General features: G+C 67.5%; 21 protein-coding genes. 11 read left to right on the plus strand and 10 right to left on the minus strand.

Features of this window, described 5'->3' with window-relative positions:
* Positions 1–9 precede the first annotated feature (9 nt).
* Positions 10–633 (plus strand): YigZ family protein, encoded by a 624-nt coding sequence (locus tag HQ325_RS20290; RefSeq protein WP_222632059.1) that lies wholly within the window; start codon positions 10–12, stop codon positions 631–633.
* Positions 634–687: 54 nt separating this feature from the next.
* Here the strand turns inward: HQ325_RS20290 and HQ325_RS20295 are convergent, their stop codons facing one another.
* Positions 688–993, minus strand: a complete 306-nt coding sequence (locus HQ325_RS20295) for a hypothetical protein (RefSeq protein ID WP_222632061.1) — start codon at positions 991–993, stop codon at positions 688–690.
* 150 nt (positions 994–1143) lie between these two features.
* Between HQ325_RS20295 and HQ325_RS20300 the strand changes: the two genes are divergently transcribed.
* Positions 1144–2286, plus strand: a complete 1143-nt coding sequence (locus tag HQ325_RS20300; RefSeq protein WP_042572623.1) for an acyl-CoA dehydrogenase family protein — start codon at positions 1144–1146, stop codon at positions 2284–2286.
* A gap of 61 nt (positions 2287–2347) precedes the next feature.
* Here HQ325_RS20300 and lexA read toward each other — a convergent pair whose 3' ends face one another.
* Entirely contained in the window at positions 2348–3130 is a 783-nt protein-coding gene (lexA, locus tag HQ325_RS20305; protein ID WP_222632063.1) for a transcriptional repressor LexA, read from the minus strand.
* Positions 3131–3393: 263 nt separating this feature from the next.
* Here lexA and HQ325_RS20310 point away from each other — a divergent pair, with 263 nt between their 5' ends.
* A complete protein-coding gene (locus HQ325_RS20310) occupies positions 3394–3810 on the plus strand; it encodes a hypothetical protein (protein WP_222632065.1) in 417 nt (138 codons plus the stop codon).
* 112 nt (positions 3811–3922) lie between these two features.
* The gene (nrdR, locus tag HQ325_RS20315; protein WP_222632067.1) at positions 3923–4420 is read left to right on the plus strand and encodes a transcriptional regulator NrdR; all 498 of its coding nucleotides are present in this window, start codon (positions 3923–3925) and stop codon (positions 4418–4420) included.
* 1 nt (position 4421) lies between these two features.
* Here the strand turns inward: nrdR and hrpA are convergent, their stop codons facing one another.
* Both hrpA and map read right to left on the minus strand, forming a co-directional pair.
* A complete protein-coding gene (hrpA, locus tag HQ325_RS20320; RefSeq protein WP_222632069.1) occupies positions 4422–8348 on the minus strand; it encodes an ATP-dependent RNA helicase HrpA in 3927 nt (1308 codons plus the stop codon).
* 20 nt (positions 8349–8368) lie between these two features.
* The gene (gene map / locus HQ325_RS20325) at positions 8369–9136 is read right to left on the minus strand and encodes a type I methionyl aminopeptidase (RefSeq protein WP_042572627.1); all 768 of its coding nucleotides are present in this window, start codon (positions 9134–9136) and stop codon (positions 8369–8371) included.
* A gap of 79 nt (positions 9137–9215) precedes the next feature.
* Here map and HQ325_RS20330 point away from each other — a divergent pair, with 79 nt between their 5' ends.
* From HQ325_RS20330 to HQ325_RS20355, 6 genes are all read left to right on the plus strand, one after another.
* The gene (locus tag HQ325_RS20330; RefSeq protein ID WP_027505150.1) at positions 9216–9482 is read left to right on the plus strand and encodes a helix-turn-helix domain-containing protein; all 267 of its coding nucleotides are present in this window, start codon (positions 9216–9218) and stop codon (positions 9480–9482) included.
* Between the two features lie 48 nt (positions 9483–9530).
* Positions 9531–10187 carry a Pr6Pr family membrane protein gene (locus tag HQ325_RS20335; protein WP_222632070.1) on the plus strand — a complete coding sequence of 219 codons (657 nt, stop codon included), beginning with the start codon at positions 9531–9533 and terminating at the stop codon, positions 10185–10187.
* Between the two features lie 57 nt (positions 10188–10244).
* Positions 10245–11450, plus strand: a complete 1206-nt coding sequence (locus HQ325_RS20340) for an aspartate aminotransferase family protein (protein ID WP_222632644.1) — start codon at positions 10245–10247, stop codon at positions 11448–11450.
* Positions 11451–11455: 5 nt separating this feature from the next.
* Positions 11456–11797 (plus strand): hypothetical protein, encoded by a 342-nt coding sequence (locus tag HQ325_RS20345; protein WP_222632073.1) that lies wholly within the window; start codon positions 11456–11458, stop codon positions 11795–11797.
* 237 nt (positions 11798–12034) lie between these two features.
* Complete coding sequence (locus HQ325_RS20350) at positions 12035–12616, plus strand: dihydrofolate reductase family protein (RefSeq protein WP_222632075.1); 582 nt, start codon at positions 12035–12037, stop codon at positions 12614–12616.
* Positions 12613–13494, plus strand: coding sequence for an SDR family NAD(P)-dependent oxidoreductase (locus tag HQ325_RS20355; RefSeq protein WP_308014630.1), 882 nt, complete (start codon positions 12613–12615; stop codon positions 13492–13494). Before HQ325_RS20350 ends, HQ325_RS20355 begins: the two co-directional genes overlap by 4 nt.
* Here HQ325_RS20355 and HQ325_RS20360 read toward each other — a convergent pair.
* Complete coding sequence (locus HQ325_RS20360; protein WP_222632077.1) at positions 13491–13682, minus strand: hypothetical protein; 192 nt, start codon at positions 13680–13682, stop codon at positions 13491–13493. The genes HQ325_RS20355 and HQ325_RS20360 overlap by 4 nt on opposite strands.
* 37 nt (positions 13683–13719) lie before the next feature.
* Here HQ325_RS20360 and HQ325_RS20365 point away from each other — a divergent pair, with 37 nt between their 5' ends.
* Positions 13720–14412, plus strand: a complete 693-nt coding sequence (locus HQ325_RS20365; RefSeq protein ID WP_222632079.1) for a hypothetical protein — start codon at positions 13720–13722, stop codon at positions 14410–14412.
* A 13-nt stretch (positions 14413–14425) separates the two neighbouring features.
* On the opposite strand, the gene HQ325_RS22690 is transcribed toward HQ325_RS20365, so the two are convergent.
* From HQ325_RS22690 to HQ325_RS20390, 5 genes are all read right to left on the minus strand, one after another.
* Complete coding sequence (locus HQ325_RS22690) at positions 14426–14956, minus strand: hypothetical protein (RefSeq protein WP_261778563.1); 531 nt, start codon at positions 14954–14956, stop codon at positions 14426–14428.
* Between the two features lie 47 nt (positions 14957–15003).
* The gene (locus HQ325_RS20375) at positions 15004–15693 is read right to left on the minus strand and encodes a PhzF family phenazine biosynthesis protein (protein ID WP_222632081.1); all 690 of its coding nucleotides are present in this window, start codon (positions 15691–15693) and stop codon (positions 15004–15006) included.
* Between the two features lie 10 nt (positions 15694–15703).
* A complete protein-coding gene (locus HQ325_RS20380; RefSeq protein WP_222632083.1) occupies positions 15704–18202 on the minus strand; it encodes an RNA helicase in 2499 nt (832 codons plus the stop codon).
* A gap of 9 nt (positions 18203–18211) precedes the next feature.
* Positions 18212–19249 (minus strand): alpha/beta fold hydrolase, encoded by a 1038-nt coding sequence (locus tag HQ325_RS20385; protein WP_222632085.1) that lies wholly within the window; start codon positions 19247–19249, stop codon positions 18212–18214.
* A 109-nt stretch (positions 19250–19358) separates the two neighbouring features.
* Positions 19359–20354 (minus strand): proteasome assembly chaperone family protein, encoded by a 996-nt coding sequence (locus HQ325_RS20390; protein WP_222632087.1) that lies wholly within the window; start codon positions 20352–20354, stop codon positions 19359–19361.
* Between the last annotated feature and the right edge of the window lie 127 nt (positions 20355–20481).

Raw genomic sequence — 20481 nt, forward strand, 5'->3', positions numbered from 1 at the left:
GCTGGCTCCGTGCCGCATGCCCTCGTCTCGACCCGACACGTCGATGCGGAAACGGTGATCGAGCGGAGCCGCTTCCTCGCCCGCGTGGTCAGCGTCCACACCGAGTCCGAGGCGCTCGACGTGGTCGCTGCGGTGTCGGCAGAGTTTCCCGATGCGGGCCACCACTGCTGGGCTTTCGTCGTCGGCGCAGATCAGGAGCTCCGTCGTCAGCGCGCATCGGACGACGGCGAACCTGGCGGTACGGCAGGCGTTCCGATGCTCGGCGTGCTGACCGGCCGCGACCTGGTCGACGTGGTGGCCGTCGTCAGTCGGTGGTTCGGGGGCGTCAAGCTCGGCGCCGGTGGACTGGTGCGCGCCTACTCGGGCGCGGTGAGTGCGGCGCTCGACCGCGCGGAGGTCGGTGAGCTCGTGCGCGTCGACGTCCTGGAGATGGCCCTGCCACATGCCGTTGCCGGCCGGGTGGAGGGCGTTCTGCGAGTGCACGGATTCGCCGTCGACGACGTGACCTACGGGTCGGACGTGCGGCTCCGGGTGATCGGCGACGGTGCCCGCCTCGACGGTGTCCTCGCATCGGCGACCAGCGGCAGTGTGATCGCCGAGCGCGTCGGGCACCGGTGGGTGCTCGGGCTCTGAGACGGCCGGGTGTGCTGAGCCGCGGATGCCGCGGCTCAGCACACCCGATTCGAGTCAGTGACGTCGTGTCAGCTGCGCGGGCGGAATGACGCCGGGGTAATAGAAGTAGTGGTGAGGCGACTCGACGAGATCGGATGAACGGATACCTGCCACTTCCCAGACATCGACCGGCCCGCCGGTGTTGTTCATCCGGACGAACCGGTGACACTCCCACTCGTCCCGCGCCAGAAAGCACCCCTGCTGCTCGGGCTCATTGCTGCCTGCGATGCCCCGTGCCGCACCCATGCGCTGCCAGTCCAGCCCGAACCGCGAGATCGAGTCGCGGTTGCGTGACGATGAGACATGGAAGTGGAGCGGCATCGCGCAGAGGTTACGGAGCCGATCGCGGACGGGCCAGGCGATATCGGGCTGACGCCGAGGTCACCGAACGCGCTCGCACTGGTCATCGACCCGGAATGGACAGGGTTCTACTGTCGAAGGAGATCCGCAGTACGTCTGACGAGGAGAACCATGAAGCGCACGTTGTTCGAGGCCGAGCACGACCTTTTCCGCAGCTCGTACAAGAAGTTTCTCGAGCAGCATGTCGCGCCGCACCATGCCGAGTGGGAGACGCAGAACATCGTCGACCGCGGCGTGTGGGTCGAGGCCGGCAAGCAGGGCTTCCTGGGCATGGCAGTGCCGGAGGAGTTCGGCGGCGGCGGAGTCAAGGACTTCCGCTACAACGCCATCGTCACCGAGGAGACCACGGCCGGCGGGTACAGCGGCATCGGGTTCACGCTGCACAACGATGTCGTCGCTCCGTACCTGATCGAGCTGACCAACGACGAGCAGAAGCAGCGCTGGCTGCCCGGCTTCTGCTCCGGCGAGCTGATCACCGCGATCGCGATGACCGAACCCGGTACGGGCAGCGACCTGCAGGGCATCAAGACCAAGGCCGTCCGGGACGGTGACGACTGGGTGCTCAACGGCTCCAAGACGTTCATCACCAACGGCATCAACGCCGACATCATCATCGTGGTGGCGTGCACCGATCCGGAGAAGGGCGCGCAGGGCTTCAGCCTGTTCGTCGTCGAGCGCGACATGCCCGGATTCGAGCGCGGCCGCAACCTCGACAAGATCGGTATGAAGGCGCAGGACACCGCGGAGCTCAGCTTCACCGACGTTCGCATTCCCGCCGCCAACATGCTCGGCGAGGAGGGCATGGGCTTCATCTACCTGATGCAGAACCTGCCGCAGGAGCGTCTGTCGATCGCCGTCGTCGCGGCCGCCGCGATGGAGTCGGCGCTGGCGATGACCATTCAGTACTGCAAGGACCGCAAGGCCTTCGGTAAGCCGATCGGCAAGTTCCAGAACACACGCTTCGTGCTCGCCGAGTGCGCGACCGAGACGACTGCCGTCCGCATCATGGTGGACAAGTACATCGAGCAGCTCAACGCGAACGAGCTGTCGGTGCAGGAAGCCGCCATGGCCAAGTGGTGGACCACCGAGAACCAGGTCAAGCTCATCGACCGGTGCCTGCAGCTGCACGGTGGCTACGGCTACATGAAGGAGTACCCGATCGCCAAGGCGTACATGGACTCTCGCGTGCAGACCATCTACGGCGGTACGACGGAGATCATGAAGGAGATCATCGGCCGCGGGCTGGATCTGTAACCACACCGAACACGACGAAGCCGGCGCTGGATGTCCAGCGCCGGCTTTCGTCTGTCGTGGATCAGAGCTTGCGCATCACCGTGACGACCTTGCCCAGGACCACGGCGTCGTTACCGGGAATGGGTTCGAACAGGTCGTTGTGGGGGAGCAGCCACACGTCGCCACCGGTGCGCTTGAACGTCTTGACCGTGGCTTCGCCGTCGATCATGGCGGCAACGATGTCGCCGTTGTCCGCAACGTTCTGCTGGCGGACCACGACCCAGTCTCCGTCGCAGATCGCGGCGTCGATCATCGACTCACCGACGACGCGGAGAAGGAACAGCGAGCCGGACCCGACGAGCTCGCGCGGAAGCGGGAACACGTCCTCGACGGCCTGCTCCGCGAGGATGGGACCACCCGCGGCGATGCGCCCCAGGACGGGGACGAAAGTCGGCGCGGGCAGGCGATCGTCGTCCGACGACGGTGCGTCCGCGCTGTCGAGGTGATTCGTGGTATCCGCGGCGACGAGGTCGTCCTGCGCGACGGCGGAGACCTCTTCGGGGCGCCCGTTCTCGCCCGGCAGACGTACGTCGACGGCGCGGGGACGGTTGGGGTCGCGGCGCAGGAATCCCTTGCGCTCGAGGGTGCGCAGCTGGTGCGCGACCGACGAGGTGGACGTCAACCCGACGGCGTCACCGATCTCCCGGATGCTCGGGGGATAGCCGCGCTCGACCACCGACGCACGGATCACCTCGAGCACTCGCCGCTGACGTTCGGTGAGACCGGACTCGGTGTCGGCGGTCGTGGCCGAGCCGGTCGCTGACGCGCGCCCGCCGACCGTGCCGGATGAGCTGTCGTCCTTCATCGAGATACCTCCATCGGTAGCAGTGGACGTGGGGCAGGTGGTGCTGGTGTCACGTCCGTTGTGCGTGTGTCGAACCTAAACCGAAACGGGACTCGGATCAAACACCTGTTCGAAGCGTGTCGCGTGTTCGATGCACTTTGTCGGACCGGACTGCTATACATCGAACATGCGTTCATTCGAACGCGTGGGCGAATGTGTTGTTCGAACACCTCGGTGCATCGGCGACGCGGACGGCCACCGGCTATCCACGAGGAGTGGTTGCAATGACTCGAAGTGACCTGCTGACTGTCGGCACCGCACGTTCCATCGACATGCACGCACCCGGCCGCACACGCTGGACCTGCGACGACGATTCCTACTGGGGTGTGACCGACCGCGCGGCCGGGTCCACGATGACCGACCTCCGCGAGCGCACGACGGTCCGTCGCAGCCCCGCTCCGCGTGATTCCCGCCGGCCCGACGGCGGCGCCGTCGACTACCGTCGCCGCTCGAACGGTGTCTCGCAGGTCGAACACCGCACTCGTCGTGGACACGGATTCGCGACGTCCGTCGCTGTGGCGCTGATCACAGCTGTGTCCGCTCTGGGGCTGGTGGGACTGGCGAACATGCGCTCCGCCGCCGTTCCGGCACAGCCGTCCGTCTCGCAGCAGGCGGAGATGGGCGTCGTCGCCGGACGCTGACACCGACCGGGCACGTCCCCGGGGCCGACGGAGCCCGCCCCGGTACGCTGGACACACCGAGAGCCGCCGTGGCGCTCGGGAATTGCCCGAGCCATCGAGGGGTCTCTGTCCGATGCACTGCCCGTTCTGCCGCCACCCCGACTCACGCGTCGTCGATTCGCGGGAAGCGGAAGAGGGCCAGGCGATCCGGCGACGGCGTTCCTGCCCCGAGTGCGGTCGACGGTTCACCACGGTGGAGACAGCGGTGCTGTCCGTCGTGAAGCGCAGTGGTGTCAGTGAGCCCTTCAGCCGCGAGAAGGTGGTCAAGGGAGTCCGCCGGGCCTGCCAGGGCCGCCAGGTCGACAACGACGCGCTCGTTCTGCTCGCCCAGCAGGTCGAGGACACGGTACGGGCTTCCGGGTCGGCCGAGATTCCCAGCAACGAGGTCGGACTCGCCATCCTCGGGCCACTGCGCGATCTCGACGAGGTGGCCTATCTCCGGTTCGCCTCCGTCTATCGTTCGTTCAGCAGTGCGGACGACTTCGAACGCGAGATCGAGGACCTTCGTCGCCATCGTGCCGAGCACGATGACACCCCCGCCGAGGACGCGGAGCCCGCTGCTCAGCGGTGAGTCACCGTCGCACTGTGCGTCGGACGTCGTCGATCGCCTTGCGCACCCGCTTCTCGCTCACGGGGTACAGCGTTCCGAGGGTCTGAGCGAACAAGTTCACCCTCAGCTCCTCGATCATCCAGGCGATCTCCCGCACGGCATCGCTGCGGCCCACCGAGTCCGGTACCGACCCGAGCAGGGCGTCGTAGTCCGCGTAGACGCGGTCCAGCACGTCCATCCCCGCCGCGTCGCGGCGAGCGCTGGACGGGAATGCGCGTAGTCGGCGTTCGGCTGCGTCGAGATAGCGCGGCAGATGCGGCAGGTGCGCTTCGCCGGTCTCGAAGACGTACCCCGGAAAGATCAGCCCGTCCAGCTGCTGGCGCACGTCGTCCGCGGCGTCACCGGTCGCGTCGTCGAGCGCGAGGCGGACCCTTGTCGCGGCACCGAGAGACGGCTCCGCCGTGCGGAGCACCGCGGCCGTCCGGCCGGCGAGTTCACCCCGAACCGCCTTCTCCAGCGCCGCGTACGCCTCGGGCGTGGACACCGGGCCGCCGTGCTTCATCATCAGCTCGTCGGCGGCGAGGGTGCGGCAGTCCTCGACGAACGCCTCGATGCTCCCGTGGGGATTCTGACCCAGCGCCAGCCGCTGCGCCGGGGAGCGTCCGGTCAGCAGGTTCTTCGTCGACAACGGCATCGCGTCGAGCAGGAGGCGTCGGGTGCCCTCGCGCATCGCTGCTCGCTGCTCGGCGGCGGTGCCCAGGACACGAACGGCGACTCCGCCCTTCTCCGGGACCAGAGCGGGATAGCCGGTCACCTTCTGCGAGTTGACCGTTCGGGTGACAGTGGGCTCGAGTGTGCCGATGGTCTCGGACGTCCACCGTGTCACCGGAGCCTTCTCCGAGTCCTTGGCGGCGACGCCGACCGCAGCGGCCGCGGCGGCACCGAGTCGGGTGCGCAAGGCGGAGAGGGACGTGTCCTTGTCCAGTCGACGGCCGCGATCGTCGACCACCACGAACGTCATCTTCAGGTGGCGGGGCAGCGCGGACGGCTCGAAATCCGACGGTGCGATCGGCACGGCACCCATGCGGGTGAGTTCACGCGACAGTGCGACCAGGAGCGGTTCCGTCCTCGGACGCATCGCCGCGACGGCGGCCACCGCGTGGTCGGGTGCTGGGACGACGTTGCGACGCAACTCCTTCGGAAGAGTCTTGATCAGGGCCGTCACCAACTCGACGCGCATGCCGGGGACGAGCCAATCGAATCCGACGTCGGCGACGCGGGGGAGGAGGGCGATGGGGATGGTGATGGTGACGCCGTCGTCCTCCGTGCCCGGCTCGAACTGATACGTCAGAGGGAATTGCGCCTCGCCCTGACGCCAGGCGTCGGGATAGTCGCCCTCGACGACCGCGGCGGCGTCCGGGTTGACGACGGTGGCGCGATCGAAGTCCAGCAGGTCCGGCGTCGTGCGGGACGCCTTCTTCCACCACCGGTCGAAGTGACGAGCCGACACCACGGTCGCAGGTACACGCTCGTCGTAGAAGGCGAAGAGGGTGTCGTCATCGACGACGATGTCGCGTCGGCGGGCGCGCGACTCCAGTTCCTCGGCGTCGCTGCGCATCTCCTGGTTGGCGTGGAAGAAGCGGTGGTGCGTGCGCCACTCGCCCTGTACGAGGGCGTGGCGGATGAACAGGTCGCGCGAGACCTCGGCATCGATACCGCTGAAAGTGACGGGCCGCCGGGCGGCGAGAGGAATCCCGTACAACGTGACGCGCTCGTAGGCCATCGCCACTTCGCGCTTCGTCGACCAGTGCGGCTCCGAGTACTGACGCTTGACCAGGTGCGGGGCCAGCTTCTCGGCCCACTCGGGCTCGATGCGCGCACCCATGCGCGCCCAGAGTCGGCTGGTCTCCACGAGCTCGGCCGCCATGATCCAGCGCGGCGGCTTGCGGAACAGGCTCGAACCCGGGAAGACGGCGAAGGTCGACCCACGTGCCCCGAGGAAATCCTTCTTGTCGCCCTCGCGAAGACCGATGTGCGACAGCAGTCCCGGCAGCAGTGCCTGGTGGATCACGGCATGGTTCGGCTCCGAGGAGTCGCCTGCATCAGGCATGGTCCAGCCCAGGCCGCGCGTGATCTGGCGCAGCTGACCGTGCAGGTCCTGCCATTCGCGGATGCGCAGGTAGTGCAGGAATTCCGATCGGCACATGCGCCGGAACTGGTTGGAGGACAGCTCTCGTCGCTGGTCTCCCAGATACGTCCACAGTTGCCACAGTGCGAGAAAGTCCGAACCCTCCACGACGAAGCGCTTGTGCATCTCGTCGGCGGCCTGCTGATGCTCGGCGGGCCGCTCGCGCACGTCCTGGATCGAGAGCGCCGAGACGATGACGAGAACTTCCCGCAGGCATCCGTTGCGGTTGGCCTCGACCAGCATGCGCGCCATGCGCGGATCGACGGGGAGCCCGGCGAGCTCCTTGCCGAGCGGGGTGAGCACGGGCCCGTCCTCGCCCTGCGACTCCAGCGCTCCGAGCTCGTCGAGCAGTCCCAAGCCGTCACGGATGCTGCGCGGGTCCGGTGCCTCGACGAACGGGAACGCGTCGATGCGGCCCAGTCCCAGCGAGGCCATCTGCAGGATCACCGATGCGAGGTTCGTGCGCAGGATCTCGGGATCGGTGTACTCCGGCCGGGCTTCGAAGTCCTCCTCCGAATACAGCCGGATGCAGATGCCGTCCGCGACACGTCCGCATCGGCCGGCCCGCTGACGAGCCGATGCCTGCGAAATGGGTTCGATCGGCAGACGCTGCACCTTGGTGCGGAGCGAGTAGCGCGAGATGCGCGCGGTGCCGGGGTCGACGACGTACCGGATGCCCGGCACGGTGAGCGACGTCTCGGCGACGTTGGTGGACAACACGACTCGTCGACCGGTGTGGCCGGTGAAGACGCGGTGCTGCTCAGCGGCGGACAACCGGGCGTAGAGCGGGAGAATCTCGACATTGCGCAGTCGGCGATCCTTCAGCGCATCGGCGGTGTCGCGGATCTCGCGCTCGCCCGACAGGAACACCAGCACGTCACCCTCGGGCTCGGAGAGCAGCTCCTCGACCGCGTCGCACGTGGCGTCGACCGGGTCGAGTTCGATGGTCTGCTCGCCGTTCTCGACAGTGAGCGGACGGTAGCGGACCTCGACGGGGAATGTCCGGCCCGAGACCTCGACGATCGGCGCGTCGACGCCGTTCACCGCGAAGTGGTGGGCGAAGCGGCCCGGGTCGATGGTGGCGGAGGTGACGATGACCTTCAGATCGGGACGCTGGGGGAGCAACCGGGCGAGATATCCCAGGATGAAGTCGATGTTGAGACTGCGTTCGTGCGCCTCGTCGATGATGATCGTGTCGTACCGACGCAGCAGCCGGTCTCGCTGGATCTCGGCGAGCAGAATGCCGTCCGTCATCAGCTTGACCAGGGTGTTGTCGCTGGAGTGGTCGGTGAAGCGGACCGTGTAACCGACGGCGTCGCCGATCTCCTGCCCGAGCTCGTCGGCGATACGTTCCGCGACCGTCCTGGCCGCCAGTCGCCGGGGCTGCGTGTGTCCGATGACTCCCTGGACGCCGCGACCGAGTTCGAGACAGATCTTGGGAATCTGCGTCGTCTTTCCCGATCCCGTCTCTCCGGCGACGATGACCACCTGGTTCTCGGCTATCGCGGCGGCGATGTCGTCCTTGCGCGCGGAGACGGGCAGCGCCTCCGGGTAGGTGATCGCGGGAACGGAGGCGCGACGCGACGCGATCGTCGCCTCGGCGCGGCCGATCTCGGCAGCGATCGACTCGAGTTCGGCGGTCTTGCGGCTGCGGTCGAGACGACGGCGCAGCCTGTGGGCATCACGGAAGGTGAGGTCGGACAGGCGGGCCGTCAGGTCTCGGCGGGTGTGTCCGGAGGACGGGGGAGCAGATGTCGACATGGCTCACGCCAGTTTATCCGTCACCGCTGCGTCAGGATGCGTGGCCCGTCGTCCGTGATCGCGATGGTGTGCTCGGAGTGGGCGGTCATGGTTCCGTCGGCCGACCGGAGGGTCCATCCGTCCGGGTCCATGACGAGCTTCGCCGTTCCGCGCGACCACCACGGTTCCAGCGCGAGGGTCATCCCGGCCCTGAGTCTCAATCCCGATCCCGCACGACCGACGTTGGCCACGTGCGGGTCCTCGTGCATCGTCCGGCCCAGGCCGTGACCACCGAAATCTGTGTTGACCTGCTTTCCGGTCTCGCGCGCGACGTTCTCGATCGCCGCCGAGATGTCCCCGAGTCGCCCACCGACGACGGCCGCGGCGATGCCGGCATCCAGCGCACGCCGGGTGCTCTCGATCAGTTCGACATCCGCAGGATCAGGGTTGTCGCCGACGACGACGGTCAGTGCCGAGTCGGCGACCCATCCGTCGATGGACACTGCGAAGTCCAGACTGAGGACGTCACCTGCCGCGAGCGTGTGGTCGAACGGGAGGCCGTGCAGCACACGGTCGTTGACCGACAGGCAGATGACGTTGCGGAACGGCCCATTGCCGAACTCGGGGGCGTAGTCCCAATAGCAGGACACTGCGCCGCGGGTGGCGACGAGGTCGCGGCAGTGATGTTCGAGATCCATCAGGTTCACGCCGGGCTGCGCCTGCTCCGACAGCGTCGTCAGTGTCTCGGCCACGAACGCGCCGGTCACCGCCATCTTGTCGATTTCGGCAGGGCCCTTGAGCTCGATCATCCGTCCATCGCTTCCTGTCGGTATTTCAATACCAACGAACGGTAGCAGACCGGTACAAGAATACCGCTATGCTGACCCTGTGGTCCGTATTCCTCTGAGTCCCGAGCAGGTCGAGGCCGGTCGTCGTCTCGGCGCCGTCCTGCGCGCCGCACGAGCGGGACGAGACCCCGAGATCGTCGCCCGTGACGCCCGCATCTCACCCGAGACGCTCCGCAAGATCGAGGTGGGGCGGATTGCGAGCCCTAGCTTCGGGACCGTGCTGCAGATCTGTGCGGCACTGGGACTGCCGGTGTCCGACGCGGTGGACGCGTGGCAGGGCGACAGGGAGCACCGCGTCGCGATCTAGTGTTCCGTTGCTCGGCGCGGAGGACCGCGCTCGTGTGAGGATCGCTTCATGACCTCGCCGGACGCTCGCGTCGACACCCCGGTCGCGCTGCGCGTATTCCGTGTCGTCGCCGCTCTGCTCGGGCTGGCCGCGCTGATCTGGATCCCTGTCCGGTCCGCGGACGTCGCCGGGTTCTCGCTCGCCAACTTCTTCAGCTACTTCACCGTGCTGAGCAACGTGCTGGCTGTCGTGGTCTTCCTGGTCGGCGGGGTCGTCGATCCCCGTTCCGAGACCTTCGACAAGATCCGCGGGGCGGCCACGACATACATGGTGATCACCGGGATCGTGTACGCGGTGTTGCTGTCGAACGTCGACGTGCAGATCCAGGACGCGTGGACCAATGCGGTCCTGCACCGGATCGTGCCCGTCCTCATCGTTCTCGACTGGATCCTGGCGCCGCCCCGTCGGCGCAGCGCGGAGAGCGGGCCGGTGCTGTGGTTGGCGTTTCCCGTGGTCTACGGCGTCTACAGCCTGATTCGCGGCCCCGTCGTCGACTGGTATCCGTATCCGTTCCTGGACCCACGGGAGCGGGGGTACGGCCCCCTCGCGATCGGGCTCGCCGTCCTGGTCGTGGCGTTCCTGCTCATCGCCCTGGCGGTCGACAGAGTGGGGGAGCTGGCAGCGTCCCGCCGGTCGCGGAAGCACGCCACGAGTGGCCTAGGCTGACCTCTCGTGACCACTCCCCAGCGAACGTCCTCCGCGTTCTGGCACGGCTTCGCCGACATGCACACCGTCGAGTCCGGCGGCCGATTCGTCGTCGCCCGAGGTGAGGGCGCGCGCATCTGGGACACGGCCGGCACCGAGTACCTCGACGGAACCGCGGGTCTGTGGTTCACGAACGTGGGCCACGGCCGCACCGCCATCGCGGACGCCGTGGCGCGGCAACTGTCCACGCTCGCGCACTACTCGACGTTCGGCGACGTCGTTCCCGACGTGACGCTGGAACTTGCCGACCGCCTCGCGGCGATCGCGCCCGTCGCGGGCAGCAAGATCTTCTTCACCTCGGGCGGTTCCGACTCCATCGACACCGCTGCCAAGCTGGCCCGGCGTTACTGGCATCAGATGGGCAAGCCCGGCAAGACCGTCGTCGTCGGCCGCCAGAAGGCGTACCACGGCATGCACGTCGCCGGCACCGCACTGTCCGGGCTGCCGCTGAACCGGGAGAACTACGGCGAGCTGATGACGGACGCGCGGACGGTCGCGTGGGACGAGGGCAAGGCGCTGCTCGAGCTGATCGAGAAGGAGGGCGCGGACACCATCGCCGCGTTCTTCGCCGAGCCGATCATCGGTGCCGGTGGGGTCTACCTGCCGCCCGAGGGCTACCTGCACGAGGTGCGCCAGATCTGCCGCGACCACGACATCCTGTTCGTGGCCGACGAGGTCGTGACCGGATTCGGTCGTATCGGCGGAGCGTGGTTCGCGTCGTCGAAGCTGGGCCTCGAGCCCGACATGATGTGCACCGCCAAGGGTCTGACGTCGGGTTACGTGCCGATGGGTGCAGTCTTCGTCGCCCCGCGCGTCGCGGAGCCGTTCTACGAGGGCGGCGCCTGGTGGCGTCACGGCTACACGTACGGCGGTCATGCCGGTGCCGCAGCCGCGGCCATGGCCAACCTCGACATCATCGAGAACGAGGATCTGCTGACGCACGCGTCGCGCCTCGAATCCACGCTGCATCAGCATCTCTCGCCCCTGGCCGCGCACGACCTGGTCAGCGAGGTCCGCAGTGGAATGGGTGTCGTCGCCGCAGTGCAGTTCGCCGATCCGTCCTACGCGATGCCATTCGTCAAGACTCTGCGCCGCGAAGGTGTCTCCGCGCGGGCGGCCGGAAACGGCGCGATCCAGTTCTCGCCGGCATTCGTGATGACCGACGAGCAGGTCGAAAAGATGGCATCCGCCACCGCGCGGGCGCTGGACGCCACGGTGAGCTGAGCGTCGTGGCAGTTCCCGACCACTGGATCCCGCACGCCCGCGAGGACGGCGAGGTAATCGGGTGGATCGACATGCACACGGCGGCACCGGATCTGATCCCGATCGACCGGCTGGGCCGTCCCCTGTCGGCGGTGTCCGAGTGGCCCGATGCGGAAGAGGCGTTGGAGCGCCGCGGCCTGCGGTTCCTCATGAACAGGTTCCGGTTCGAGGAGCGCACGGTGCGCATCCGGTCACTGGACGACCACCGCATCGTCGTGACGACCGCGGCGTCCGATGCTGTCGGTGATGTGGGCGAGGAGTTCGTGCTCGACTTCCCCGCGGGGCCGGAGCTGGCCGAGTCGCCGTAATTCCCGCGGACGTCACCGGGAGTGGTGGATCTTGCAGCATCAGCGACTCCCGAGAACGTCAGCGTGTGTGGACTCGACCCCTCTGCCACACGATTGTCACGATGACCACCGATCCGCAGAATGTGTCGCGATCATGTGGCGTCAGGCGCGCCCCAGCCTCAGCCACCACGGAAAAAGGATCGCGCGCTCGCTGGTCGAGCACCTACCGTGCAAGGGCCGACCGAGAGGGGTTCGCCCATGCGAGAACTGACCTACTACGTCGCCACGAGCCTCGACGGGCGCATCGCAGCACCCGACGGGACATGGGGTGCGTTTCTCGACGAGGGCGATCACATGGACGTGCTGGTCGACGAGTACGCGGACACTCTTCCCGGTCACGTGCAGAACGCGCTCGGGATCCGTTCCAGTGGAACGCTGTTCGACACGGTGATCATGGGCTGGACGACGTACGCAGCGGCGCTGGACGCCGGCATCGTCAGCCCGTACCCGCACCTGCGGCAGTTCGTGGCTTCCCGGCACCGGCAGACGGAGTCGCCGGACGTGACGGTCACCGCGGATCCCGTCGCCACTGTCCGCGAGCTCCGCGAGGAGGAGGGCGCCGGGATCTGGTCGGCGGGCGGCGGCGCTCTCGCGGGAGCGCTGATCGACTCTGTCGACCGGCTGATCCTGAAGATCAATCCCGTGGTGCTCGGCGACGGAGTGCCACTGTTCGGCGGCGCGTCCTACGCGGATCGATCGTTCGAACGCACCCGACTGCGGGCGTTCGACTCCGGAGTCGTCATCGCCGAGTACACCCGTCGAGCGGGGGCCGGAACGTGAGCGGCCGGGTGTGGCTGATCACCGGTGCGAGTCGAGGGCTCGGTCGCGCGCTGGTGGACCGTGTGCTCGACGTGGGGGACACGGTGATCGCGACCGTGAGGGGCGAGGCAGACCTTCCCGCTCACGAGCGACTCGTCGTCGATCACCTGGACGTGCGCGATCGCAGTGCGGCGCGGGCGGTCGTCTCGTCCGTCGTCGAGAAGTTCGGCCGCCTCGACGTACTGGTCGACAACGCCGGTCACGGGGCGGTTGGTGCCATCGAGGAGACGACGGAGCAGGAGGCCCGCGACATCGTCGACACGAACTTCTTCGGTGCGCTCTGGCTCAGTCAGGCGGCCGTCGAGGTCATGCGGCCTCGGCGGTCCGGCCACATCGTGCAGATCTCGACCGTCGGAGCCGTCGGAGCCGTCGGCACGATGCCGACTCTGGGCCTGTACGCCGCGTCGAAGTGGGCGCTCGAAGCGTTCAGTGAGGCGATGGCAGCAGAGGTGAAGGACTTCGGGATTCGCGTGAGCATCGCCGAGCTCGGCGCGGTCGACACCCAGTGGGGCACAGGGAGCATGCGATTCAGCTCCCCGTCTCCCGACTACGACGATCTGCGGACCGCAGTGTTCGGCACTCCCGACGTGCCGTGGCCGCGGGAGGGGACGGGCGGTGGGTCGGCGCCCGCGGACGCCGCGGCGGCGATCGTCGATCATGTCCGCGCCCCCGGCGACGACAGGCTGCGACTGCTGGTCGGCGATGACGCGCCCGGACAGGTTGCCGAGGCGCTCGCACGCCGACTGGGGGACTACCGGCGCGACGAGCGTTTTCCCGCGACTGCGCTCGCTCGCTCGATCACCACGCCGATCGGCCACGAGGGGACGATCGAACGCTAGCGCTTCGTGGACGTGGCGACGGCCAGCCGCTGGTGCAACCGCTCGCGCACCTCGTCCGGTTCGTACTGGCGACGCTGACGCTCGTTGCGAGCGACGAGGACGCCGGACGCTGCCACGCCGACGGCGCCGGCGAGACCTGCGACCTTCAGCAGTGATCGCGCGGAGATCTTTCGGGAGCCGACAGCCATGCGTCGAGGCTAGCGTCACGAACTAGGCTCGTCGTCGATGAGCGTCGACGGAGTGTCCTCAGTCAACCTCGCCACTGCCGTGGAGACCACGCGGACAGGCGATCTCTGGATTTTCCGCGGCCGGTCGGCGGCGGATCGAGCGATCCAGACGCTGACCAACAGCCCGGTCAACCACGTGGGAATGGCCGTGGTCCTCGACGACCTGCCGCCCCTGATGTGGCATGCGGAGCTGGGGCAATCGTTGCCCGACATGTGGACCGGGCGCCATCAGCGCGGCGTGCAGCTGCACGACCTACGCGACGCCGTCACTCATTGGGGCGAACGCTACGACCAGAAATGCTGGTTCCGGCAACTGCAGTCGCCGATCACGCGTGAACACGAAGACGAGCTGATGCGGACCATCGCGCGGCTCGACGGCACCGCGTTCCCGACCACCGCGAAGCTGGCGGGTAGATGGTTCGCGGGGCGGCTCCCAGCCGTGTCGGCCAAGGACGACCGTCGACTCGAGACCGCCTACTGCGCCGAGGTGGTGGCGCTGACGTACGAGGCGATGGGTCTACTCGATCCGCGCGAATCACCGACGCCGCTGAAGCCCTTCGACCGGGTAGGACTGAAACCGCCGCGCCGACGGGCCAACTGGTACGACCCCGGCCGGTTCTGGAGCGGCGATCACCTTCCCTTGGCGGAGGGCGTCGAACTGGGGCGTGAGATCGCGGTCGTGCTCGACTAGTTGTTTCGATCTGTCACGCGATCGGTGCAGGACAGACGCCGTTCGTTTCTCCGAGCGAGTTGATCTCCGCGTTCGATCTCGGGTCGCCGGCGTAGTCGATCTGGTTCGTGCACCTGTCGTCGGGCACCGCATTCGGATCCGGGTACGAGGCGCCGTTCGGATAGGTACAGACGGAACCATCGCACGTCGGCGTGTTCGCGGCGACCTCACCTTGCAGGACCTGATCGTGAACCGACTGGCAGTAGTCGCTGAACCCCGTCACCGTTCCGTCCGACCAGTACGTGGTGACCGGTCCGAGGCCTGTCTGGCAGTCGATGATGACCGGTTCCGCTTGGACGGGTTCGGTGTAGATCGGTTCGACGTCGACTGTCTCGGTGACCGTCTGCGCGCCGGCGGGGGGTGGTGCGGCGGCAGTCGTCGTGGTCTGCGTGGAGATCGTCGTCGACGGCGTCACGCTCGGCTCCGTCGGCGCACTGTTCTCGGCACCGCAGGACGACAGAACGATGAGGGTGCAGGCGAGGAGCGCGGCCCGGAATGTTCTCATGCCGTGTCATCGTCGGCATCCACCCGTTCCGTTACGGTCGGTCTGTTTCAGTGGTGTCCGACGGTACGCGACTCGTCCACCACCACCCGTCCGCCGAGCTCCACCCACCCGTCGTCGGACAGCGTGGTCGACAGCACCGAGCCTCGACCCTGCACGATGCTCAGGTCGCGACCGAGCAGTTCGGTGACGCGGACGGCGGCCGAGCCCGTGGCTTCGTCCTCGGGAACGCCCATGTCGGGGGCGAACATGCGTGACCGGATCGCCCCGCGCTCCTCGTCCACCCATGCCCAGACGTAGTGGTGGCCCGTCGTGAACTCGGCGGGGTCCACGGCCAGAACGTCGTCTGCGCTGTCGACGTGACGGAAAGAGAACTGTGGTGCCCACTCGGGCCGTGCACGGACGTAGGTGGTGTCGCCGGCGACTCGGACGGCAACCTCGCCCGCGGGGACGAGCAACGTCTCCACCGGATTGCCCCGGCCGGCCAGCCATGCCGCAGTACCCACGGTGGGGTGCCCGGCGAACGGCAACTCGACGGCGGGCGTGTGAATGCGGAGGGCGGCGGAGTCGACGGGGCCCTCGGGAATGTCGACGAACACCGTCTCGCTGTACTGCAGGTCGTGCGCCACGGACTGGCGGTCGGACGGGGCGACGGCGGTGGCATCGACGATGCCGAGGGGGTTGCCCCACCGACCCTGGTCGTCGGTGAACACCCGCACGACATGGACGTCGAATGACATGGTCTTCCTCTCAGCCTGCGGTGACGGTGATGTCGTCGAACACGATCTCGGCGAGGGCGTCGGACTCCTCGACGTCCACCGTCGCGTCCAGCGACCAGCCGTGGTCGCCGTCCGGATCGTCGAGAACCTGACGCGCGGTGGTCTCCTCGCGCGTCTGGACGAACGAGAACAGGTGCGGTCCGCGGGCGGTCGGTGTCATACCGATCTCGCCGTACTCCTCGAAGTAGGGCTCGAGCTCGTCCTGCCAATCGACCTCGTCGCCCAGCTCCTCGAGGAGGTCCCAGCGCCGACGGGACGCCAGCTCGACGCGTCGGAACAGGGCGTTGCGCACCATGATCCGGAACGCTCGGGGGTTCGCGGAGATGGGTTTCGGTGTGTCGGCTCCGTACGCGACGACGGGAGTGCCGTCCTCCTCGAACGTCGGATCGGTGAGGTTCTCCCATTCGTCGAGAAGGCTGGAGTCGACCTGGCGCACGGTCTCGCCGAGCCACTCGGTGATGTCCTGGACGTCCTCTGTGCGCGCCTCCGGCGGAACCGTCTGTCGCAGAGCGCGATACGCGTCGGCGAGGTACCGCAGGACGGACCCCTCCGAGCGGGAGAGACCGTAGTGCGAGATCAGCTCCGTGAACGTCATCGACTTCTCGATCATGTCGCGCACCACGGACTTGGGGGAGAGGCCGAACTCGGACAGCCACGGGTGCCCACCGCGGTAGATCTCGAAGGCGGGGCCCAGAAGATCGGCCAGCGGCTTGGGCCACGTGACCTCCTCGAGCAGCTCCATGCGCTCCTCGTACTCGAGACCGTCCGCCTTCATCTGCGCCACCGCCTCGCCGCGCGCCGCGTGCTGTTGGGCCATCAGGATCTGTCGGGGGTCGTCCAGGGTGGCCTCGATGACGGACACCACGTCGAGCGCGTAGGACGGCGACTCCTGGTCGAGCAGCTCGAACGACGCGAGGGCGAACGGCGACAGCGGCTGATTGAGAGCGAAATCGCGCTGCAGGTCGACGGTGAGCCGTGCGGTGCGCCCGTCCTCGTCCGGCTCGGGAAGCTGCTCGACGATGCCGGCGTCGCGTAGACCCCGGTACAACCGCACCGCCTGGAGAATGTGCCGCCGTTGGTTCGCCCTGGTCTCGTGGTTGTCCTCGAGCAGATGCCGCATCGCGTCGAAACAACTGCCCGGGCGGGCGATGATGTTGAGCAGCATCGAGTTGTTCACCGAGAACTTCGAGGTCAGCGGCTCCGGGCTCGCCGCCACGAGTCGCTCGAAGCTGGGCTTGCCCCAGGAGACGAAACCGTCGGGTGCTTTCTTGCGCTGGATCCGCTTGAGCTTCTTGGGATCATCCCCGGCCTTGGCCACCAACCGGGCGTTCTCCACCTCGTGTTCGGGTGCCTGCACCATGACGGTGCCGAGGGTGTCGTACCCGGCTCTGCCTGCGCGACCGGCGATCTGATGGAACTCGCGGGCGCGCAACTGGCGCGTGCGGACACCGTCGTACTTCGTCAGTCCGGTGAGCAGCACGGTGCGGATGGGCACGTTGATCCCGACGCCGAGAGTGTCCGTTCCGCAGATGACGGCGAGCAGGCCCTCCTGCGCCAACTTCTCGACGAGCCGCCGGTAGCGCGGCAGCATGCCCGCGTGGTGCACGCCGATCCCGTGACGGACCAAGCGGGACAACGTCTTACCGAAGCCGGTGGTGAACCGGAACCCGCCGATGGCCTCGGCGATGGCCGCACGGGTCTCCTTGGAGGCGACGGTGATCGAGGTGAGTGCCTGCGCGCGTTCCAGCGCCGAGGCCTGCGTGAAGTGCACGACGTAGACGGGTGCGAGGTGCGTGGAGACGAGTTCCTCGATGGTCTCGACGACGGGTGTGAGTCGGTAGGAGAACATCAGGGGCACAGGGCGTTCGGAGCCCTCGACGACGGTGGTGACCCGTCCGGTCCGGCGGGTCAGGTCGTCGCGGAAGAAGGAGACGTCGCCGAGAGTGGCGGACATCAGCAGGAACTGGGCGTGGGGGAGTTCGATGAGCGGCACCTGCCACGCCCAGCCGCGATCGGGTTCGGAGTAGTAGTGGAACTCGTCCATGATCACCTGGCCGATGGACGAGTCCGGTCCTTCTCGCAGTGCCATGTTGGCGACGATCTCCGCTGTCGCACAGATGATGGGTGCCGACGCGTTGACCGAGGCGTCGCCCGTGACCATGCCCACCTTGTCCGCACCGAAGATCTCGCACAGTGCGAAGAACTTCTCGCTGACGAGCGCCTTGATCGGCGCCGTGTAGAACGATCGGATGCCGGCCGCGTACGCCGCGAAGTGAGCGGCGATGGCCACCATCGACTTTCCCGACCCGGTAGGGGTGGCGAGCACCACGTTGTTGCCGGAGACCAGCTCGATGACCGCCTCGTCCTGCAGTGGATACAGCGCGAGTCCACGATCGGAGACCCAGGTGGTGAACGCGTCGTACAGATCGTCGGCCGACGCGGAGTCAGGAACCATCTCGGTCAGCAGCATCACTACAGGTTACGTAGCCGACCTCTCGTCCGACCCCATGGCACCCAGGACCGCCTGCCTCGTCGTCGCGCTGCCGGTGATGGCGTCCTCGCCGACACCGGAGACGAGCATCTGCCGCCATCGCTGTTCGTCGAACTTCAGCGGCATCGTGGTACCGAGGAAGTTCTCCAGGACCTCCAGGAAGCGCATCGGATCGTCCCGGTAGGGGAAGTGGCCGGCGCCGGCGAAGACGTCGAGGCGGGAGCCGGGCATCGCAGCGTGCGCGAGCGTCGCGTGGGCGATGGGGATGACCGTGTCCTGATCACCCCAGATGAGTTGCACGGGCAGGTTCTCGGTCAGGTAACACCGGTCGAGCATGGTGACCACCTGCCCGCGCCAGTCGACGACGGCCCGCAGCGTGCGCAGGTAGGCGTCGTAGGCGGTGGAGTCGAGGAGGTTGCCGAGGACCCGGACCAGATCGGGCGTGTCGTGCAGGACGGCTCCCGGATGCAGGGGAGTGCCGTCCAACTGATCGATCGCAGCGCCCGCCATGCGCAGCATGCGCATGGCTCCCGGAAGGCGCAACAGCTTGAACGCCTCGTTGACGATGGGCGTGGACATCAGTCGCAGGGCCGGGTGGACGTCCTTGGTGACGCCGCCCGCCGAGACGAGGACGAGGCGCTCGACCATGTCCGGGTACTGGTACGCGAACTGCATGGCCACACCGCCGCCGAGCGAGTGGCCCACCACGGACACCGCGTCGATGTTCAGGGTGACGAGCAGATCGCGGATGCCGTTCGCGTACGCGGCCACCGAATAGTCGGCACGAGGCTTGTCGCTCAGTCCGTGGCCGAGTAGATCCGGCGCGATGACGGTGTACTTCGACGCGAGATGGGGGAGCACGTCGAGCCAGGTCTCGGAGCTGTCACCGATGCCGTGGATCAGCAGCAGGACCGGTCCTTCTCCCGCCATCCGGAAGGCCCGTCGGTAACCGTGCACCGTACGGAAGTGCAGCCGCGGTTCCGCGTCGGGAACCGGACGCAGGGCGCGGCGCCGTGTGTCGGACATCCCGGCCCCTCTCGATCGGCGGCACCGTGTGTGTCGCCGACCGAGCGTAAACCGGGATCGTCTCCGTTCACACAGCCGCGGGGTTACGGCTGGGTAAGAACTCGTGACGTCAGGAGCGGTCTGTTCCGTCCTCGGGACCCCCGTGGGTCTCGGGACCGTCGTGCGTCTCGGGCGACGGCTCGTCCTCGACGAACTCGGTCTGCTCCGCGAGGAACTTCTCGAACTCGGCGCCCAGTTCGTCACCACTCGGCAGTTCCTCGTCCGCGGCGAGGAGCGTCGACTGCTGCTCCTGCGCCGTGACGAAGGTGTCGTACTGACGCTCGAGTGCCTGGACCACCGACTGGACCTCGGGGTTGCCCTCGACGTGCTGGTCGACCTGCTCGCGCACCCGCGCCGCCGATTCCGTCAGAGCGTTCAGCGGGATGGTCAACTTCGACGATTCGGCGACCAGTTCGAGAAGCGTCTCCGCCGCACTCGGGTACGCCGTTTGCGCCAGGTAGTGCGGCACGTGCACCGAGAAGCCCATCGACTCGTGGCCGTGCTGAGCCATGCGGTACTCGAGCAAGGACGAGGCACTGGCCGGAACCTGCAGCTCACCCGACCACTTGTGGTGCTCGCCCACGAGGTCGGTGTCGCTGGAGTGGGCGGTGACGCCCAGCGGCCGGGTGTGCGGCACCGCCATGGGAATCGAGTTGAGGCCGATGGTGCGGCGCACTCCCAGCTGCTCCGACAGCAGACGCACCGCGGTGGTGAACTTCTCCCACTTCAGATCGGGTTCGAGACCCGCCAGCAGCAGGAACGGGGTGCCGACGGCGTCCTGCACCGCGTAGAGATTGAGGTGCGGCTCGTCGTAGTCGGAGAAGTGATCGGCGGAGAAGGTCATCATGGGGCGACGCGAGCGGTAGTCGAGCAGCTCGTCGACGTCGAAGGACGCCACCAGTTCGGTCTCGAGCGTCTCGCGCAGATGCGTGGTGGCCAGCTTGACCGCGTGACCCGCGTCGGAGAAACCTTCGAGGCCGTGAACCAGTACCGGGCCCACACCGTCCTCGGACGACACTCGGGGCGCTGGAAACTCCAGCTCGTACATTCTCGACTTCTCGTCCATGCCGGTGTCCTTCCTCGTCGCCGTGCGTGTCCTGCCGGGTCACCACTGTGCGGTTACCCCATTTTCCCACAGCGACCCTGCGCGACCGGGCTTCACCCGTTTCTCCTCCCAACGACGGCGGGGATCC

Source organism: Rhodococcus sp. BP-349 (genome assembly GCF_019835845.1).
In the GTDB taxonomy this organism is placed as follows: domain Bacteria; phylum Actinomycetota; class Actinomycetes; order Mycobacteriales; family Mycobacteriaceae; genus Rhodococcoides.

Bases quoted from the DNA above. Each gene is read 5' to 3' on its own strand.
- HQ325_RS20365 (WP_222632079.1), top strand. From the start codon at position 13,720: ATGAGCGTCGACGGAGTGTCCTCAGTCAACCTCGCCACTGCCGTGGAG.
- HQ325_RS20375 (WP_222632081.1), bottom strand. From the start codon at position 15,693: ATGTCATTCGACGTCCATGTCGTGCGGGTGTTCACCGACGACCAGGGT.
- HQ325_RS20380 (WP_222632083.1), bottom strand. From the start codon at position 18,202: ATGCTGCTGACCGAGATGGTTCCTGACTCCGCGTCGGCCGACGATCTG.
- HQ325_RS20295 (WP_222632061.1), bottom strand. From the start codon at position 993: ATGCCGCTCCACTTCCATGTCTCATCGTCACGCAACCGCGACTCGATC.
- nrdR (WP_222632067.1), top strand. From the start codon at position 3,923: ATGCACTGCCCGTTCTGCCGCCACCCCGACTCACGCGTCGTCGATTCG.
- HQ325_RS20310 (WP_222632065.1), top strand. From the start codon at position 3,394: ATGACTCGAAGTGACCTGCTGACTGTCGGCACCGCACGTTCCATCGAC.
- lexA (WP_222632063.1), bottom strand. From the start codon at position 3,130: ATGAAGGACGACAGCTCATCCGGCACGGTCGGCGGGCGCGCGTCAGCG.
- HQ325_RS20350 (WP_222632075.1), top strand. From the start codon at position 12,035: ATGCGAGAACTGACCTACTACGTCGCCACGAGCCTCGACGGGCGCATC.
- hrpA (WP_222632069.1), bottom strand. From the start codon at position 8,348: ATGTCGACATCTGCTCCCCCGTCCTCCGGACACACCCGCCGAGACCTG.
- HQ325_RS22690 (WP_261778563.1), bottom strand. From the start codon at position 14,956: ATGAGAACATTCCGGGCCGCGCTCCTCGCCTGCACCCTCATCGTTCTG.
- HQ325_RS20335 (WP_222632070.1), top strand. From the start codon at position 9,531: ATGACCTCGCCGGACGCTCGCGTCGACACCCCGGTCGCGCTGCGCGTA.
- HQ325_RS20340 (WP_222632644.1), top strand. From the start codon at position 10,245: ATGCACACCGTCGAGTCCGGCGGCCGATTCGTCGTCGCCCGAGGTGAG.
- HQ325_RS20390 (WP_222632087.1), bottom strand. From the start codon at position 20,354: ATGGACGAGAAGTCGAGAATGTACGAGCTGGAGTTTCCAGCGCCCCGA.
- HQ325_RS20385 (WP_222632085.1), bottom strand. From the start codon at position 19,249: ATGTCCGACACACGGCGCCGCGCCCTGCGTCCGGTTCCCGACGCGGAA.
- map (WP_042572627.1), bottom strand. From the start codon at position 9,136: ATGATCGAGCTCAAGGGCCCTGCCGAAATCGACAAGATGGCGGTGACC.
- HQ325_RS20360 (WP_222632077.1), bottom strand. From the start codon at position 13,682: ATGGCTGTCGGCTCCCGAAAGATCTCCGCGCGATCACTGCTGAAGGTC.
- HQ325_RS20300 (WP_042572623.1), top strand. From the start codon at position 1,144: ATGAAGCGCACGTTGTTCGAGGCCGAGCACGACCTTTTCCGCAGCTCG.